The organism is Actinoallomurus acaciae (assembly GCF_042429965.1).
Classification (GTDB): domain Bacteria; phylum Actinomycetota; class Actinomycetes; order Streptosporangiales; family Streptosporangiaceae; genus Actinoallomurus; species Actinoallomurus acaciae.
Genome location: NZ_JBHLZP010000138.1, coordinates 1 through 17,164, shown reverse-complemented (window position 1 = coordinate 17,164; position 17,164 = coordinate 1). Strand labels below are relative to the sequence as shown.

The window sequence follows — 17,164 nt, the reverse complement described above, 5'->3', positions numbered from 1 at the left end:
GGGACGGCGCCGGGGACGTCGCGCGCCGCGACGTCATCCGGAGCGAGCAGAACGATCGCCCGGCGCGGCACACCCTGCTCCACCGGGACCGGAGCCGGAACGGGGGCCGACGCCGGGACCGGGGCCGATGCCGGAGGCGGAGCCGTGCCGGTGTCGGGCGGCAGCGAATCCGCGGTCGCGGTGGCGCGCCGGGGCGGCGTGACGGTCCACGATGGCGGGATCGGCCACGGTGGCGGCCCTGGGGAGAGGGTCATGTCGTGTCCTCCGGCGTCGTGCGGACACCGAAGCGCCCGCTCCGTGATCATGCGTTAGACCGAACCTATTGCATGATCACGGATCACGGGCGACCGACTCAGCGTTAGGGCCTGTCTCAACGCCCCGCCGTCCTCACGCGCGGTGGGGACTTCGAGACAGGCCCGAGGACCGCCGGGGTCGGATCAGTGGTAGGCGTGCTCAGGGGCCGGGAAGGCGCCGGACACGACGTCCGCCGCGTACTCCTCGGCCGCCGAGCGCAGCACACCGGCGACGTCGGCGTACTTCTTGACGAACTTGGCGGTGTGCGGCGTCAGCCCGGCCATGTCCTGCCAGACGAGGACCTGCGCGTCGGTGCCCGCCCCGCCGCCGATGCCGATGGTCGGGATGGACAGCGCGCCCGTGACCCGTTCGGCCAGCTCTGCCGGGACGCACTCCAGCACGACCGCGAACGCGCCCGCCGCCTCGAGGGCCTTGGCGTCGGCCATGAGGCGCTCGCCGGACTCGCCGCGGCCCTGGACGCGGTAGCCGCCGAAGACGTTCACCGACTGCGGCGTCAGGCCCAGGTGCGCCATGACCGGGATGCCGGCCGCGACCATCGCCTCGACCTGCGGGAGCACGCGCTCGCCGCCCTCCAGCTTGATCGCGTGGGCGCCGGCCTCCTTCAGGAAGCGCGTCGCGTTGCGCAGCGCCTCTTCCGGACCGGTCTGGTAGGACCCGAACGGCATGTCGGCGACGACCAGCGCCCGCGACGTGCCGCGGACGACCGCCGCGGTCAGCGGGATCAGCTCGTCCACGGTGACCGGCACGGTCGAGTCGTAGCCGAGGACGACCATGGCACCGGAGTCGCCGACGAGCAGCACCGGAATGCCGGCGTCGTCGAACACGCGCGCGGTCAGCGCGTCGTACGCGGTGAGCATGGGCCACTTCTCGCCGCGCTCCTTGGCCGCCGCGATGTCGCGGACGGTGACGCGGCGTCCGGTCTGGCCGCCGTACAGCGCGGTCGGCCGACCTTCAGATGCAGACATCGAAACCTCCAGCCTCGAGGCGCCGCTCTGGCGTCCCCGGACACACCGATGATTACACGCGCGCAACGGCCGGAACACCCCCGGAAATTTCCTGTTCATAAGAAACGGGACCGTTGCGTATCGATCGGGAAGAGATCCGTGCTCGGCGGTGTTCAGATACGCGACAGACTCGTATCGAATCCTTGAAGGGTCAGATGGATCCGCAGACCATCCACCGGAGACGCTGGACGATCCTGTACGTCCTCGTCGTCTGCCTTCTCGTCGTCGTGCTCGACAACACCGTCCTCAACGTCGCCCTGAAGACCATCGCCGACCCCGGCGAGGGCCTGGGCGCCTCCCAGGGGCAGCTCGAGTGGGCGATCAACTCCTACACGCTCGTCTTCGCCGGCCTGCTGTTCACCTTCGGCGTGCTCGGCGACCGCATCGGCCGCCGGCGGATGCTGATCATCGGCATGGTGCTGTTCGGCCTGTCGTCGCTGATCTCCTCCTACGCGCAGACGCCGGACCAGCTCATCCTGGCGCGCGCGGCCATGGGCCTCGGCGGCGCGGCGGTCATGCCGCAGACGCTGTCGGTCATCGCGAACGTCTTCGAGCCGGAGGAGCGGGGCCGCGCGATCGGCATCTGGGCCGGCGCCGTCGGCGTCGCGATCGCCCTCGGCCCGATCCTCGGCGGGCTGCTGCTCGACCACTTCTGGTGGGGCTCGGTCTTCCTCATCAACGTCCCGATCGTCATCGCCGGCGTGATCGCCATCGCCCTGGTCGTCCCCGAGTCGCGCGGACCGCGCATGAAGATCGACTTCGGTGGCGTGCTGCTGTCCATCGCGGGCCTGGTGCTCGTGACGTACGGGATCATCGAGGGCGGTGAGAGGGCCGCGGTGTTCGTGCCGCAGGTGTACGGCCCGGTGCTCGCCGGTATGGCGCTGCTCGCCGTGTTCGGCTGGTACGAGACCCGTATCGAGCACCCGTCCCTCAACGTCCGGCTGTTCCGCGACGGGCGGCTGTCCGCCTCGGTCGGCGCCATCGCGCTCGTGTTCTTCGCGCTCGGCGGCGTCGTGCTGTTCATCTCGCTGTACGTGCAGAGCGTGCGCGGGTACTCACCGCTGGGCGCGGGCCTGCTGACGATCCCGCTCGCGGTCGGCCAGTTGCTCGTCGCGCCGCGCAGCGCCCGCTTCGTCAGCCGGTACGGCGCACGGCGCGTGGCCGCGACCGGTCTGCTCATGGTCGCCGCCGCCCTGCTGAGCTACCACGTGACCGCCACCGTGGACAGCCCGATCTGGCTGCTCGAGATCACGTTCTTCGTGCAGGGCGCGGGAATGGGCATGGTCATGCCGCCGGCCACCACCGCCGTCATGTCGGTGCTTCCCCGCGACCAGGCCGGCTCCGGCTCGGCGATCAACAACATTGCCCGCCAGGTCGCGGTGGCGCTGGGCGTCGCCGTCCTCGGCTCGCTGGTCACCTCGATCTACCGTACGGGGATGAAGCCGCACCTGACGGCGCTGCCCGCGAGCCTGCGAGGGGCCGCGTCGGAGTCCATCGGGGCCACCGCGGGCGTCGCGGAGAGGCTCGGCCCGCCCGGCCGCGCCCTCCTGGGGCCGGCACACGAGTCGTTCGTGCACGCCATGCACGTGACGTCCGCCATCTCCTCGGCCGTCGCCCTCCTGGGCGCCCTCGTCGTACTCCGCTGGATGCCGGGTAAGAGCCCGGAGGAGAGCTTCGAGGTCTCGGCCGAGGAGCGAGAGCCGATCGAGGTGTGAGACGGTGATGCGCGATGAACCAGACGCGTGAACGCCCTCCCGCTCAGGTCGCCGAGGCGTCGCCCGGCGCCGGAGGCTCCGAGAGCGCCGGGAGGCGGCCGGGCCGCCCGCGCAGCGAGCGCGCCGACAAGGCGATCGTCGAGGCGACGGTGGACCTGCTCGCCGAGGAGGGCGGGGTGGCGGGGGTCTCGATCGAGGCCGTCGCCGCCCGCGCGGGCGTGGGCAAGACCACGATCTACCGGCGCTGGCCGAACAAGGAAGCGCTGATCATCGACGCCCTCGCCGCGCTGAAGGAGCCGTTCCCGCCCCCGGTCGGCGAGTCGGTCCGCGACGACCTGATCGCCATCGCCCAGGCCTTCGTGTCGAACAAGACGGACAAGAAGCGCCTCGACTGTTACTGGAGCATCCTGGGGGGCGCCGAGCGTTATCCGGAGCTGATGGGGCGCTTCACCCGCGAGGTCATCGAGCCCCGGCGCGACGTGATCCGCATGGTGCTGCGACGCGGGGTGGCGTCGGGCGAGCTCCGGGCGGACCTGGACGTCGAGACCACGCTCTGGCTCATCATGGGCACGATGGCCCAGCGGACGCGAGCGTTCGGCGTGGGTCCCGTACCGGACGACTTCGCCACCAGGGTGGTCGACGCCCTCATGACGGGCATCGCCGGGCGCTGAGTCCCGGCGCGCCCGTACGGCGGCGGCACGGCATCGCCGGGCCGCCGCTTCTTCATGCTCCGGGTCGTCGGAGCCGCCGGTCTCGTGCCCGTCCCTGCGAGGGGCGGGACCGGTCGCGTGAGCGATGCCTCGTCGATGCGTGTGACGGGACAATCGGATCTGTGATCAACTGGTGAGCGTGCTCTCGCAGTCAGCAGTCGACAATTGTGATTTGTCCGGTATTTAGTGGCTAATTAGACATACTTGACCCAGGGCAAGCGTGCGCGGCGGCGCCGAACAGCGGGACAACGGAAGGGTTCGTCAGCCATGGCCGATTCTTCGGCGAGAACGCTCGTGCTCGGCATCGGCCGCTCCGGCGAGATCCTGCAGTGCGGCCAGAACGCCCCCGGAGTCGTCGGCCGCGCCCCAGAGGACATCGTGGGCACCGACGCGGCCGCGCTGTTCTCCGCCGACGCCAAGGAGGTCCTCACCGGCCTGCTCGACGCCCTCGGCACCGAACAGGAGCGCACCGCGGTCCTCAGCGTCGTCGAGGACGGCGGCCCCCGCGACGCCGTGGTGACCGTCGTGCCGATGCACGGGCGCGGCGACGAGTCCGGGCTGATGATGATCCGGGTCGCCGTGACCGACCTGGAACGCTTCACCGACCCGGCGCTGATGCGCTGGGCGCTGCTGGACGACGCGCTGCCGCGCATCAGCGCGATGCTCGATCTCGAGCAGATGGCGCAGGAGCTCGCCGGCGTGATCGTGCCGCACTTCTGCAACTCCGCCGGCGTGCTCATCCGCGAGAGCATCATGGGCGCCGACGAGGTCCCCTCCTTCTCTCCCGAGGGCACGGCCGTGCTGCACCGCCTGGCCGTCGCCGCCGACAGCGACTTTCCCAGCTGGAGCGCGGCCTTCCCCGCCGGCGAGGTCCTCGCGTACCCGCCCGGCACCCCGTACGTCCGCTGCATGGCCACCAGCGCGCCCGTCCTCGAACCCCACCTCGACACCAAGGCCGCACGCGCGATCGCCCGCGCCTGGCGGCGCCCGCCCGTCGCGCGCCTGCTCGACGGCGTCTCCATGGTCCTGCTGCCGCTCATCGCCCGCGGCACGACCCTCGGCTTCATCGTCTGCACGCGCAGCGACGCGCACCGCGCCTTCGACGCGTACGACGTCGAGATCGGCATGGACTTCGCGGCCCGCGCCGCCCTCTACATCGACAACGCGCGCCGCTACAGCCGGGAGCGCGCCACCGCGCTCACGCTCCAGCGCAGCATGCTCCCCACCGGGCTCACCGCGCCGTCCAGCGTCGAGATCCGCCACCGCTACCTGCCGGGCAACCAGCTGATCGAGGTCGGCGGCGACTGGTACGACGCCATAGCGCTCCCCGGCGGGCGCGTCGCCCTCATCGTCGGCGACGTCGCCGGCCACGGCGTCCGCGCCGCGGTCACCATGGGCCGGCTGCGCACGGCGCTGCAGACGATCGTCAACCTGGAACTGTCGCCGGCCGAAGGGCTCCAGCAGGTCGACGCGCTGATGCGGGGGATCGGCGAGCGCGAACCCGCCTTCGCGACCTGCGTGTACGCCGTGTACGACGCCACGGACGGCACCTGTGAGATCGCCTCCGCGGGCCACCTGCCGCCGCTGCTGCTCCGGCCGGGCGGCACGAGCGAGTTCCTCGACGTCTCACCCGCGCCACCGCTCGGCGTCGGCGAGGGCATGATCGAGACCCGGAAGTTCACCATCGGCGACGGCGGCATCCTCGTCCTCTACACCGACGGGCTGGTGGAGAACCGCGGGCAGGACATCGACGACGGCCTGCTGCGGCTGCGGCGCGTGTTCGGCCCGGAGGCGCTGCTCAGCCCCCTGGAAGACCTCGCCAAGGCCACCCTCGACGGCGCGTACTCCGACCACGACCGCGACGACATCGCCGTGCTCATCGCCCGGCTGCGGCGCCTCCCCGAAGATCACGTGGTCACCATGACCCTCCCGGCCCGCCCGTCGGCGGTACGCGAGGCACGCGGGCGGGTGCGCGGAACGCTCGGCTCATGGGAGCTGGACGAGCTGTCCTTCACCGCCGAACTGCTGGTCTCGGAACTGGTCACCAACGCACTGCGGTACGCCACGGGCGACATCGGCCTGCGGATGCTGCTCGACCGCACCCTGGTCTTCGAGGTACGCGACGGCTCCGACGCGCTGCCCCGCGCCCGCCAGGCGGCCGACGACGACGAGAACGGCCGAGGCCTGCAGGTGGTACACCGCCTGGCCAAACGCTGGGGCGCTCGCCTCGAGGGCCAGGGCAAGGTCGTCTGGTGCGAGGTGGAGCTGCCCGGCGACGGCGACCGCGTCTTCGAGTCCTGGCCCGGCGAGGCGCTCCACCTCTGACCCCCGCCGCCTTCAAGAGCCGGACCTCGTGATCGCGCGAGTCAGGACGACTCGCGTATCGTCCGAAGCCGAAACAGGGCGAAACACGCGATGAGGTAGGGGGACGACGGTTCGTCTGGGGCAGGGCGCTCGGCCTTTTCAGGAGTCTTCCGCGCGGTGGGCGACCTCCTGCGGGCGGCTCCCGCGGCGGTCTCGCGAGGCGCGCTCAAGAACGGCGGGCGGACGTCGCGCACCGGTCTGGACGACCTCCGTACGCGGGCACGCCGTCCGCGGCGAGGGCTCCGGCGGCCGGTTGGACACCCGGCTCACCTACGATCCGGACGGCCGGTTCACCACCACGGTCACCGACTCCCTCGGGCACGTCACCACCTACCACCTGAACGAGGCGCACCAGGCGGTCGCCGAGGTCGACCCGCTCGGGCACCGCACCATCGCGGAGTGGGACGTTACGACCACCTGCCGGTACGCACGGACCCGCGCGGCCACACGACGCGTCACCGGTACGACGCCGCCGACGGACCTTGTCCGGGAAGGTCCTGACCTGGACCTACGAGTGGGGCGACGGTGACCGGCTCGCGTCTGTGACGACGCCCGCCGGACAATCGGTACGACCCGCCCAGGTGGCGGGTCGCCAAGGAGCCGTACGGGTCCGGGCGGCGTTGTCGAGCGGACCGTCTTCCGGTGGGACGGCCCCGTCCTCATCGAGGAGACGCACACCGTTTGGCGGCGCACCGGCCCCGCGACGTGGACGCTCTGGAACCATCGGCCCGGCACGTTCGAGCCCCTGACCCGGGTGGTGCGCGAGCAGTCCGACGGCAGCCGTGGACGAACGTCTCCACGCCATCGTCACCGACCTCGCCGGCGCGCCCGCCGAGCTCGCCGAACCCGGCCGGTGGCCTGGTCCGGATGCCCGCGGCGAACCTCTGGGGCGCTGCCCAGCCCCCTGCGCTGCCCGGGCCGGTACCACGACGCCGAGACCGGCCTGGACCACAACCAGCGGCGGTACTACGACCCCGTGGCAGCAGAAGATCGAGGTGAAGGCCGCCGTGCACCGGGGCCTCACGCCGGTGACGCTGCACGAGGGCGCGGGGATGGGCGCGCCGCACGGCGAGCCGGAGTTCAAGTGGGCCGTCGTCCCCGGTGCGAAAGGGGCTCCTGAGCTATGGGTCATGCCCGCCGACTTCGGCGCCAACGGCCGGCCGAGGGCGGAGCTGGCGTACACCCTGCTCGCCGGCGCCGAGGGCAAGGTCTACGCCGCCGGCTCGGGGACGGCACTGCCCGGCTTCCCCGTGATGATCAATCGGACGAGCGGGCATTTCGAACCCGGACCCGAGACGATGGTCATCGGCGAGGACGCGTTCGAGCGGGCGGGCATCGACCTCATGGCCTCGAACGCCTACTGAACGGAGACGGATGGACGAGCTTCCCGAAGCCGGCGAGGTGGCCCGGTTGCGGTCGCCGGCGCAGGTCGAAGCCCTGCTCGCCCGTACGGACGTGGCGTCCGCGCCGGTGGAGTGGTGGGAGGTGCTGCTCTCGGTCTGCAACACCGGGCTGGTGTCCACCGAGTCCGGAGCGGCCGACGGGAGGGAATGGGGCGCGGCCTTCGTCCGAGCGCTGGACCGGGCCCGCGAGACCGGCGCGCTGAAACCCGAGCAGACACTCCCGCGCAAGCTGACGGCCCAGGCGGCGATACTCCACTACTTCGGCGCCTCGGCCGAGGACCCGGTACGGGACCCGGAGCGGATGTTCGCCGGGTTCCTGGACGACATCGGCGTCTCACGCGACGCGCTGCTGCGTGAGCGCGACGAGCTCCGGGCGAAGCTGGCGGCCCGCCCGGGCGACCCGGCCCTGCTGCCCGAGGCCGTCCGGATGAGCCGCCTGAAGGACGCCCTCGGCTCGCTGGGCACGATCGCCGGCCACATCGCCGACCCGTCACTGCGCCGCGAGGCCGAGGAGTGGTCCGCGCTGGCCGCCCGGCCGGCCTGAACGCCGGCCGGCGCGGTCGGCGGTCAGGTGTCGGCCGCGGTCTGCTTCGTGTCGACCCTCGCCGGGTCGGGGGTGTGCGGGGCGGCGATCTCCCGCCAGCGGTTCGTGATGGGCAGGCGGCGGTCGCGGCCGAAGTTCTTCGGCGTGATCTTGGGGCCCGGGGGGTACTGCCGACGCTTGTACTCCGCCGCGTCGACCAGCCGGATCACACGTTCCACCAGCTCGCGGTCGTGGCCCGCGGCGATCAGGGCGTCGTGGCCCATGTCCTTTTCGACATAGTCGTCGAGCAGCGCGTCGAGGATGTCGTACGGCGGGAGCGAGTCGGTGTCGAGCTGGCCGGGCCGCAGCTCCGCGGAGGGCGGCTTGTCGATGATGTTCTGCGGGATCGGCGGCGTCGCGGAGGCGCGTACGAGCGGGGGCAGGCCGGCCGTCTGCGCGTTGCGCCACTCGGACAGCGCGAACACCGTCACCTTCGGCACGTCCTTGATCGGCCCGAACCCGCCGGCCGAGTCGCCGTAGAGGGTGGAGTAACCGGTGGCCAGCTCGCTCTTGTTCCCGGTGGTCAGCACCAGGTGACCGTGCTCGTTGGACAGGCCCATGAGGATGTTGCCGCGCACCCGGGCCTGGAGGTTCTCCGCGGCGAGGCCGGTCAGGTCGAGCTCGGCCTCGTACGCGTCGACCATGCCGCGGATCGGCACCGTACGCGCGTGGATGCCCTGCCGCTTGACCAGTTCCTCCGCGTCGGTGATGGAGTGCTCGCTGGAGTAGCGGCTCGGCATCAGGACCGTGTGGACGTTGTCGGGCCCGATGGCGTCGGCGGCGATCGTGGCGACCAGCGCGGAGTCGATGCCGCCGGACAGGCCGAGGATGACCGAGCGGAAGCCGTTCTTGCGCACGTAGTCGCGTACGCCCAGCACCAGCGCGCCGTACACCTCGCCCAGGTCGCCGAGCGGCTCGGCGCAGGGCGGCGTCTCCGGCGGGTACGGCGGGACCGGCGTGGACGACAGCAGCACCCGCTCGATCGTGATGGTCGTGCCGTCGTGCGCGTCGGCCGGCGTCTCGCCCGACTCGAACTCCGCCGGCGCGTCCGGCAGCTCGACGTCGGCCACCAGCAGGTCCTCGGCGAACTGCGGGCCACGGGCGAGCAGCTCGCCGGTGCCGGACACGACGAGCGAGTCGCCGTCGAAGACCAGCTCGTCCTGGCCGCCGACGAGGTTGACGTACGCCAGCGCGCAGCCCGCCTCACGCGCCCGCCGCGCGCACAGCTCCAGGCGTACGTCGTCCTTGTTGCGCTCGTACGGGGAGGCGTTCGGCACGACGAGCAACTGCGCCCCGGCCTCACGGGTCACCGTGACCGGCCCGCCATCCTGCCAGAGGTCCTCGCAGACGGCCACGGCGACGTCGACGCCGTGCAGGCGCAGGACCGGCAGCCGGTCGCCACGCACGAAGTAGCGGTATTCGTCGAAGACCCCGTAGTTCGGCAGATGGTGCTTTGCCGTACGGACCGCGACCCGGCCCTCGTACAGGACCGCGGCGGCGTCGAGCGGCGCGCCGGCCGGCTGCCCGACCCGGTCCACCACGTCGGCACGCCGGTCGAGGTATCCGGCCACCACCGGGATCGCGCCGAGCCCCTCGTCGGCGAGCCGCCGCGCGGTGGCGTCGAGCGTCTCGATGGAGGCGTCGACGAAGGACTTGCGCAGGACGAGATCCTCGACGGGATAGCCGGTGAGGAACATCTCCGGGAAGACGACGAGATGAGCGCCACGCCCGGCCGCGCGCCGGGTCCACTCGACGATCAGGTCGGCGTTCCCGGTGAGGTCGCCGACGGTCCCGTTCACCTGTGCGAGAGCGATGCGCAACTGTGCCACGGCATCGAGCCTAAGGCGTACGGGAAGACGCGAAGCACCCGGGCGACGGCCATCGACACCACGGTTGTCCACAGCAGAAAGAAGAAGAAAAAGAAGAACCGGCTCTGTCGCTCTTTCGGTGGTAACGGAGTGTATTGCCCTGTCACGCTGTGGCGTGCTTGAGATCAACCAGCTGGTCGATGTGATGTTTTCGGGCTTGTCCGGCCTGGTCATCGACGATGTGACGGACGAGGGTGAGCTGATCCGGGTGCGGGCTCGCAGCCGGCTGGTGCCCGTCCCGTGTCCGGGGTGTGGGCTTCGGACCGCCCATGTCCATGCCTGGTCCGAGCGGACGGTGACCGATGTTCCGGTCGGTGGGCGGCCGGTGGTGGTGAAGGTGCGGATACGGCGGCTCGCCTGCCGAGACTGGCGGTGCCCTCGGCGGACGTTCCGGGAGCAGGTTCCCGGAGTTCTGGAGCGGTATCAGCGACGAACAACTCGTTTGGCTGCCCAGGTCAGCGCAGTAGTACGAGAGTTAGCGGGCCGCGCCGGCGCCCGCGTGTTGCTCGCGCTGGGAGTACGGATCTCTCGCCACACGGCGCTGCGGAACCTCCTGCGGATCCCGCTGCCTGCTGTGGCGACCCCGCGAGTGCTGGGCGTGGACGACTTCTCGCTGCGGCGCTGTCGCACCTATGCCACTGTCTTGATCGACGCCGAGACGCGCCGGCGGGTCGACGTTCTGCCTGATCGCAGGTCCGAAACTCTTGCCACGTGGCTGCGTGAGCATCCGGGTGTCGAGATCGTCTGCCGTGACGGCGCCGCCGGCTACGCCGACGCGATACGCCAGACTCTTCCAAATGCCCTGCAGGTCGGTGACCGGTGGCATATCTGGCACAACTTCGCTCAGGCCGCCGGGAAGGAAGTGGCGGTTCACAGCGGTTGCTGGGCCAGCGCTTGCCGAGTGCGCAAACTCGACGGCGTAACGACCACCACCCTTACCCGCTGGCACCAAGTCCACGACCTCCTCGACGCAGGTGTCGGCCTCCTGGAGTGCGCCCGGCGGCTGAACCTCGCGCTGAACACCCGTCAAGCGCTACGCGCGAATCCCAGAGCCCGCGCAGATGCGGCGGGCACCGCAGTACCGCCCTACCCTCGTCGATCCATACCGCGAGTACCTGCGCAAACGCCGGGCCGAGGACCCCGCAGTGCCCGTTCTTCAGCTTCTGCGCGAGATCCGCGAACGCGGCTGCACCGGCAGCCAGAACCTCCTCTACCGCTACATCGCCCAAGGCCGCGTCGAGGACGACCGGCCAGGCATATCACCCCGCAGGCTCGCCCGGCTGCTCCTCAGCCGCCCGGACACTCTCCGGCCTGACCAGCGAGAACTCCTGGCCAAGACCACCAGCACATGCCCGGAGATGAGCCAGCTCGCCGCCTTGGTCCGCGCCTTCGCCCAGCTCCTGACCCCCGCCGACGGCAACGCCGGCCGGCTACAGGAGTGGATCAGCACCACGGAACAGGTGAACCTGCCGCACATCCACTCGTTCATCCGCGGCCTACGACTCGACCAATGCGCCGTCGACGCAGCCCTGACCAGCGAACACCACAACGGTGGCACCGAAGGCGTCAACACCAAGACCAAGCTGATCAAAAGACAGATGTACGGCCGAGCGGGCTTCTGCCTCCTGCGCCACCGAATCCTCCTCCAATAGCTCACCTTCGGTTACCACCGAAAGAGCGACAGAGCCGAACGTCTTACAGTCCCCCCAGCCGCTCACCGCGCTAGGTGTACTCGGCCATGAGGTTGGTGATGGCCGAGTGCTGAAGGGCTGTCAGTAGGCCCATTCGGTGGCGAGGGTGCGGTTGAGACGTCCGGTTTCTCCGTTGGTCCACGGGTAGTGCGGGCGGGTGGGCTTTTGGGCGGGCTCCCGGGTCGGCGCATGCCTGCGGGAGGCGCGGCTGATCCGGTGGCTCTTGGCGTTGTCGGTCAGCACGGGGTGGATGCCGTGGGTGGTGAAGAAGGCGGCGGCAGGGGTGAGGAAACCGGTGCGGCTGGTGTCTTTTTCGTCGGGCCGGATCTCGGCGTGGGCCAGGTGGGGGTGGTGGTCGATGGTGGTGCGGACGTAGCCGATGCCGCGGCCGCGGATGGTCTCGCTGTGGTCATGAGCGCGTCGGCCGCCACCGTCGGGGATCTTCTCGAGCTTGTTGACGTGGATGTGGATCAGGTCGCCTGGGGCGGGGCCCTTGTAGCGTCGGGCGCGGATCTGCTGTCCGGTCAACGGATCGCTGGCGGCCGGCGGCGGCATGTGGTGGCGGTGCGGGACCCTGGCGATGGTCTGGGTGAGGCGCTCCGGTCATGCGCGTGATCTGGCCCGGCCCGCAGCTCACGTCGGGCGGCCAGCGCCTGTTTCTCCATCGGGGCCGGAGGCTCGGGGCGGGCCTTGCGCGCGGCCTGGGTTCGGGGCGGGCTGGCTGTCAGCTTCGTGGTGCGGCGCAGACGGGGTCCGGTGGTGGGGGGCTCGGTGACGGCAGGGTGCGGACCTCCGGGATCAGCAGGGGGAACAGGGCCACGAGGACCTGGAGTATTCCCGCCGTCCACAGTGTCGCGTGCAGGCCGAGGTGGCCCGCGATCGGGGCGATCAGTACCAGGCCCAGCGGCTGGCAGGCGACCGCGCCCGCCCACTCGTAGGCGCTCACCCGGGACAGGGTGGTGGCCGGGATGTGCTGCTGGAGCGTCGTCTCCCACAGCGTGTTGAACAGCATCATCACCAGGCCGCCGAAGAACGCCGCCGCGGCGACGAGGCCCACGGTGAGGCCGGCCGCCAGTGTCAGGGTCGGGCAGGCGAACGCCACCATCACGATCAGCGCCGACCGCAGGGGGAACCGCGGCCGTACGCACAGGGCGACGATGCTGCCGCCCAGGCAGCCGATGCCGAAGGTCGCCGAGATGACCGCCCACGCGCCGGCGCCGCCGAAGGAGCTCGCGCTGACCGCCGGGCCGAGTACGGAGAAGCCGGCGTACAGCAGGTTCATCACCGAGGCCGCCAGGATGATGCTCCACACCCACCGCCGTGACCGGAACTCCCGCCACCCGTCGGCCAGGTCGCGTCCGAACCGGCACCGGTCCAGGCGGACCTTGTATCGCAGCCGGAGCCGGGACAGGCACGCGGCGCTGGCCGCGAAGGTGACCGCGTCGACGCCGATGGCCCAGCCGGGGCCCACCGCGACGACGAGCACGCCCGCGACCGCCGGGCCGGCGATGAGCGAGCCGGACAGGGCCAGCACGCGCAGCGCGTTGGCGGGCTGGCGCTGCTCGGGCGTCGTGGTGGCCTGGATGAGGCCGGGCACGGCGGGCATGAACATGGCCGCCGCGAAGCCGTGCACGACTTGGAGCACGAGCAGTTGCCAGACGCGGGCCGCGCCGGTGATCAGCAGAGTCGCCATGACGCCCTGACTGACGGTGCGCAGCAGGTCCGAGCCCAGCATGAGCACGTTGCGGGGGAGCCAGTCGGCGATCACTCCGCCGGCGAGCATGAACAGCACCTGCGAAGCGGTGCCGGCGGCGAGGACGAAGCCGAGGTCGGTCACGTGGCCGGTGAGGCCGAGAACGGCGAAGGCGAGGGCCGGCGCGACCATGCCATCGCCGAGCATCGACGCGCACTGGCCCAGAAAGAACCAGCGGAAGTTGCGCTCGCGCAGAACTCTCAGCCCGCTCGCCGGATCGGCCGAGCTTGATGCTTGCACTGTTCGGCTCGCGTGCCGTCTCTTCGGGTATCAACTTCCGAAGTTAGGCATTTTGGTGTTAGACGGTCAAGCTTTCCCTTCGGCCGCGTACGGCGGGAGCGAGCGCCAGGGCGCCCGCCCCGGACACCGCGCACAGGGCGGCGCACGTCACCCACGGCAACCATGTGCCGTGCCCGAGCAGCCAGCTGCCGCCGAGCGGGCCGAGCAACGCCGCGACCGAGAACGCCGTGCCGTACAGCCCGCCGTAACGTCCGCGCAGGTGGGGCGGTGCGAGGTCGGCGATGATCGCTGATGACACGGCGGCGAACAACACCTCGCCCAGCGTCCACACCAGCACCGTCGCGGCGAACACCGGCGTCGAGCCGGCCAGCGCGGTGAGCCCGAACCCCAGCCCGACCGTGCCCATGCCCGCCGCCAGCACGCGGCTGGCGTCGCGGCGGTTCAGCCAGGCCACGGTCAGCGGCTGCACGATCACGATGCCGACCCCGTTGACCGCCATGGCCAGGCCGTACGCCTGCGGGGGCAGCCCCGCGTGCCGCATGGCGAGCGGCAACGTGGAGTAGGCCTGGAGGTAGACGAAGGCGTAGCCGAACACGATCAGCACCGACGCGACCGCCACCCGGTCGCGCAGCACGTCGCCGAACCCGCCCGGCTCACGGTCGGCGCGCCGCGTGCGCGTCTCGGGCACGGCGCGCCAGACCAGCACGGCGAACACCGCGCAGGTGACCGCGTCGATCCAGAACAGCCAGGAGAAGCCCGCGCGCGAGAGCGTGCCGCCGAACACCATGGCGACCGCGAACCCGAGGTTGATCGCCCAGAACAGCAGCCCGTACGCGCGGGGCCGGTCGGCGGGCGGGACCAGGTCGGCGACCAGTGCCTGTGAGGCCGGGCGGTAGATGTCGATGGCGACGCCGAGCACGAACACGACCGCGACGACCACCGGCGTCGCCGTGACATAGCCGAGCGCGACCATCGCCGCGGCGGTCGCCACCATGCCGCCGGTCAGCGTGGCGCGCCGCCCGACGCGGTCGGCCAGCACGCCGCCCAGCGCTTGGGAGAAGACCGAGCCCAGCCCGAACAGGGCGAGCACGGCGCCGGTCGCGGTGAGGGAGAACCCGCGCACGCCGGTGAGGTAGAAGGCCATGAACGGCTCGACCATCGTGCCGAGCCGGTTGACGAACGAACCCGCCCACAGGGCCCAGAACGCCCGGGGCAGGCCGCCGACACGTGTGTGGAGGAACGGGGGGAGCCGGGGCTCGGCGGGGGCGGGGAGTTGTTCGCCGACGGACGTCATGGAGGGATCGTCGCCGACGGGTACGACATTTTGCCATCGCTTTTCCGCCGCTTGGCGCGTGTGCGCCCCCACTGGCGGTGACGGCGGGCAACTGGTTGACTCGCCTCGGTGACCGGGTGGCCCCTGCCCGCCCGCCGAAGATCCGAACCCCTCGGAGGCACCGTGCACCCCAGCGCTCCGTCACGGCCGCCCGCCCTCGTGGCGATCGCGGCGCTGTTACTCACCGCGTGCGGCGCCGGCGCCGGCGGCGCGACCGTCCAGGGCGCACGCCTCATCGGCAGGGGAGTGCTCACGACCTGCACCCACCTGCCGTACGCCCCGTTCCAGTTCGACCGGCGCGGCACCGTCGTCGGCTTCGACGTCGACCTGATGGACCTCGTGGCGCGGCGGCTCGGCGTCCGTCAGAAGGTCGTCGACACCGACTTCACCGCGATCACCTCCGGCCAGGTGTTCGCGGCCGGCGAGTGTGACGTCGCCGCGGCCGGCATGACCATCAACGAGCGCCGGGCCGCCAAGGTCGACTTCTCCCGCCCCTACTTCGACTCCGGCCAGGTGCTGATGGCCCGCCGCCGGACCCAGGTCCGGCCCGAGGACATCGCCGGCGACCGCCTGCGGGTCGGCGTGGTCGCCGGCACCACCGGCCAGGAGTACGCGCAGGCGCACGGGTGGGCGCCCAAGGCGTACGAGAACTCCGTCACCGAACTCGGCGCGCTGCGCACCGGCCAGGTCGACGTGCTCGTCCAGGACGACCCGGTGGTGCGTTACTGGCTGACCGACCCGGACAACGCCGACTTCTCCATCATCGCGGGCGCGCGCACGCGCGAGCGGTACGGCTTCGCCGTCCGCCGGGGACGCAACCCCGGCCTGCTGCGCCTGATCGACCAGGTCATCGCCCAGAGTCGCGACAACGGCGACTATCGCCGCATCTACGAGAAGTGGATGGGGCCGATGCCCCCGGGCGCCGGCTGACCCGCCCCGAGCCCGTGCCGGGCCGGAACAGGTCACTCCTCTCGCCTCCACCGCCGCCGAGTGCTCGACTGGGTGAGGCCGTACGGGGGGAGTCGGTGCCATGCGCACGGCGGTGGTCCTGTCCGGGGGCGTCATGGTGCTGATCCTGGCGGTCGCCGTGTCCTGCGCCGCGCTGCGCTCGCCGGGCCGCCCGGCCGGGCCGGAGACCGTCGCCACGCGCTATCTGGGCGCCTGGGCGCTCGGCGACGTGGACGCGATGCGCCGCCTCGTCGACGATCCGCCCGCGGACTTCGCCGATCAGCACCGCGCGCTGTCCCGTGCGCTGCGCGTCGAGGACATCCACCTCGTGCCCGGCCGTCTCGTCCGCACCGGTGACACCGCGACCGAGGACTTCACGGTCAGCCGCGCGCTGTCCGGCGTCGGCGACTGGAGCTTCCACGCCGTGCTGCGCCTCGTACGCCGCCGCGGAGGCTGGCGGGTCGCCTGGTCGCCCGCGACCCTGTACCCCTCACTCGCCGAGGGTGGGCGACTCGTGCTCACCCGGCTCGGCACGGCGCCCTCCTCACCGGTCGCCGCCGACGGCAGGGGGCTGCCGGCGGGCAGCGGCGTGCAGCCCTACCTCGCCGACATCGCGGACAGGTTCGGCGATCCCGATGCCGAGGACGATCCCGGCTGGGCGGTCGAACTGGACAACCCCGGCCGCTCCGCGCAGCGGGTCAAGGTCTTCCCCGGCCGTACGCCCAAGCGGGTGCGCACCACGCTCGACCGGCGGTTACAGGCGGCGGCCGACCGCGCCGTGGGATCGGCGACCGCGGCGCTCGTCGCCGTACGGCCCTCGACGGGGGAGATCCTCGCGGTCGCCGACCGGCTGCCGGAGCCCAAGGGAGCGTTCCTCTCGATGAGCCCGCCCGGATCCGCGTTCAAGGTCGTCACCGCCGCCGCCGCTCTGTCGAGCGGGATGTCGCCGGGCTCACGCGTCGGGTGCCCGGCCGTCACCGTGGCGGCCCGGCGCACGATCCACAACGACCACGACTTCGATCTCGGATCCGTGTCGCTCGCCCGCGCCTTCGCCGAGTCCTGCAACACGACGTTCGCCCGGCTCGGTGTCGCGGCGGGCGGCCACCGGCTGGCGGAGACGGCGGCCGCCTTCGGCTTCGGCGCCCGCTTCGACCCCGGCGTGGCGGCCTACTCCGGCGACGTTCCGGGCGAGGCCGAGGGCAACGCGCTCGCCGAGGCGTCGATCGGCCAGGGCGCG

General features: G+C 71.7%; 13 protein-coding genes and 2 pseudogenes. 9 read left to right on the top strand and 6 right to left on the bottom strand.

What is annotated here, in order from left to right; all coding sequences use genetic code 11:
* Both ACFFNX_RS19865 and panB read right to left on the bottom strand, forming a co-directional pair.
* Positions 1-254 (bottom strand): annotated as a pseudogene (locus ACFFNX_RS19865) (hypothetical protein); the annotation flags it as partial.
* Between the two features lie 183 nt (positions 255-437).
* Entirely contained in the window at positions 438-1,280 is an 843-nt protein-coding gene (gene panB / locus ACFFNX_RS19860; protein ID WP_378204048.1) for a 3-methyl-2-oxobutanoate hydroxymethyltransferase, read from the bottom strand.
* 194 nt (positions 1,281-1,474) lie between these two features.
* Here panB and ACFFNX_RS19855 point away from each other — a divergent pair, with 194 nt between their 5' ends.
* The 6 genes from ACFFNX_RS19855 (at position 1,475) to ACFFNX_RS19830 (ending at position 8,055) form a co-directional block, all read left to right on the top strand.
* Positions 1,475-3,034, top strand: a complete 1,560-nt coding sequence (locus ACFFNX_RS19855) for an MFS transporter (RefSeq protein ID WP_378204045.1) — start codon at positions 1,475-1,477, stop codon at positions 3,032-3,034.
* A gap of 14 nt (positions 3,035-3,048) precedes the next feature.
* A complete protein-coding gene (locus ACFFNX_RS19850) occupies positions 3,049-3,705 on the top strand; it encodes a TetR/AcrR family transcriptional regulator (RefSeq protein ID WP_378204042.1) in 657 nt (218 codons plus the stop codon).
* Between the two features lie 306 nt (positions 3,706-4,011).
* Positions 4,012-6,069, top strand: a complete 2,058-nt coding sequence (locus ACFFNX_RS19845; protein WP_378204039.1) for a SpoIIE family protein phosphatase — start codon at positions 4,012-4,014, stop codon at positions 6,067-6,069.
* Positions 6,070-6,361: 292 nt separating this feature from the next.
* Entirely contained in the window at positions 6,362-6,637 is a 276-nt protein-coding gene (locus ACFFNX_RS19840) for a hypothetical protein (protein WP_378204036.1), read from the top strand.
* Positions 6,638-6,890: 253 nt separating this feature from the next.
* Entirely contained in the window at positions 6,891-7,472 is a 582-nt protein-coding gene (locus ACFFNX_RS19835) for a hypothetical protein (RefSeq protein WP_378204033.1), read from the top strand.
* A gap of 10 nt (positions 7,473-7,482) precedes the next feature.
* Positions 7,483-8,055 (top strand): hypothetical protein, encoded by a 573-nt coding sequence (locus tag ACFFNX_RS19830; RefSeq protein ID WP_378204031.1) that lies wholly within the window; start codon positions 7,483-7,485, stop codon positions 8,053-8,055.
* Positions 8,056-8,078: 23 nt separating this feature from the next.
* On the opposite strand, the gene ACFFNX_RS19825 is transcribed toward ACFFNX_RS19830, so the two are convergent.
* Positions 8,079-9,923, bottom strand: coding sequence for an NAD+ synthase (locus tag ACFFNX_RS19825; protein WP_378204028.1), 1,845 nt, complete (start codon positions 9,921-9,923; stop codon positions 8,079-8,081).
* A gap of 154 nt (positions 9,924-10,077) precedes the next feature.
* Between ACFFNX_RS19825 and ACFFNX_RS19820 the strand changes: the two are divergent.
* Positions 10,078-11,614, top strand: a pseudogene (locus ACFFNX_RS19820) (ISL3 family transposase).
* Positions 11,615-11,734: 120 nt separating this feature from the next.
* On the opposite strand, the gene ACFFNX_RS19815 reads toward ACFFNX_RS19820, so the two are convergent.
* From ACFFNX_RS19815 to ACFFNX_RS19805, 3 genes are all read right to left on the bottom strand, one after another.
* Positions 11,735-12,208 (bottom strand): hypothetical protein, encoded by a 474-nt coding sequence (locus tag ACFFNX_RS19815; protein ID WP_378204025.1) that lies wholly within the window; start codon positions 12,206-12,208, stop codon positions 11,735-11,737.
* A 169-nt stretch (positions 12,209-12,377) separates the two neighbouring features.
* On the bottom strand, positions 12,378-13,646 hold the full coding sequence (locus ACFFNX_RS19810) for an MFS transporter (protein WP_378204022.1): 1,269 nt from the start codon (positions 13,644-13,646) through the stop codon (positions 12,378-12,380).
* Positions 13,647-13,704: 58 nt separating this feature from the next.
* Positions 13,705-14,940, bottom strand: coding sequence for an MDR family MFS transporter (locus ACFFNX_RS19805; RefSeq protein WP_378204019.1), 1,236 nt, complete (start codon positions 14,938-14,940; stop codon positions 13,705-13,707).
* Positions 14,941-15,102: 162 nt separating this feature from the next.
* Here ACFFNX_RS19805 and ACFFNX_RS19800 point away from each other — a divergent pair, with 162 nt between their 5' ends.
* Together ACFFNX_RS19800 and ACFFNX_RS19795 are read left to right on the top strand one after the other, a co-directional pair.
* A complete protein-coding gene (locus tag ACFFNX_RS19800) occupies positions 15,103-15,909 on the top strand; it encodes an ABC transporter substrate-binding protein (RefSeq protein WP_378204017.1) in 807 nt (268 codons plus the stop codon).
* Between the two features lie 100 nt (positions 15,910-16,009).
* Positions 16,010-17,164: penicillin-binding transpeptidase domain-containing protein (locus ACFFNX_RS19795; protein ID WP_378204014.1), on the top strand; the 1,155-nt coding region annotated here is incomplete at its 3' end.

What these genes read in the sequence shown, in the direction of transcription:
- panB (WP_378204048.1), bottom strand. Translation starts at nt 1,280, where the DNA reads ATGTCTGCATCTGAAGGTCGGCCGACCGCGCTGTACGGCGGCCAGACC.
- ACFFNX_RS19855 (WP_378204045.1), top strand. Translation starts at nt 1,475, where the DNA reads ATGGATCCGCAGACCATCCACCGGAGACGCTGGACGATCCTGTACGTC.
- ACFFNX_RS19850 (WP_378204042.1), top strand. Translation starts at nt 3,049, where the DNA reads ATGAACCAGACGCGTGAACGCCCTCCCGCTCAGGTCGCCGAGGCGTCG.
- ACFFNX_RS19845 (WP_378204039.1), top strand. Translation starts at nt 4,012, where the DNA reads ATGGCCGATTCTTCGGCGAGAACGCTCGTGCTCGGCATCGGCCGCTCC.
- ACFFNX_RS19830 (WP_378204031.1), top strand. Translation starts at nt 7,483, where the DNA reads ATGGACGAGCTTCCCGAAGCCGGCGAGGTGGCCCGGTTGCGGTCGCCG.
- ACFFNX_RS19815 (WP_378204025.1), bottom strand. Translation starts at nt 12,208, where the DNA reads ATGCCGCCGCCGGCCGCCAGCGATCCGTTGACCGGACAGCAGATCCGC.
- ACFFNX_RS19805 (WP_378204019.1), bottom strand. Translation starts at nt 14,940, where the DNA reads ATGACGTCCGTCGGCGAACAACTCCCCGCCCCCGCCGAGCCCCGGCTC.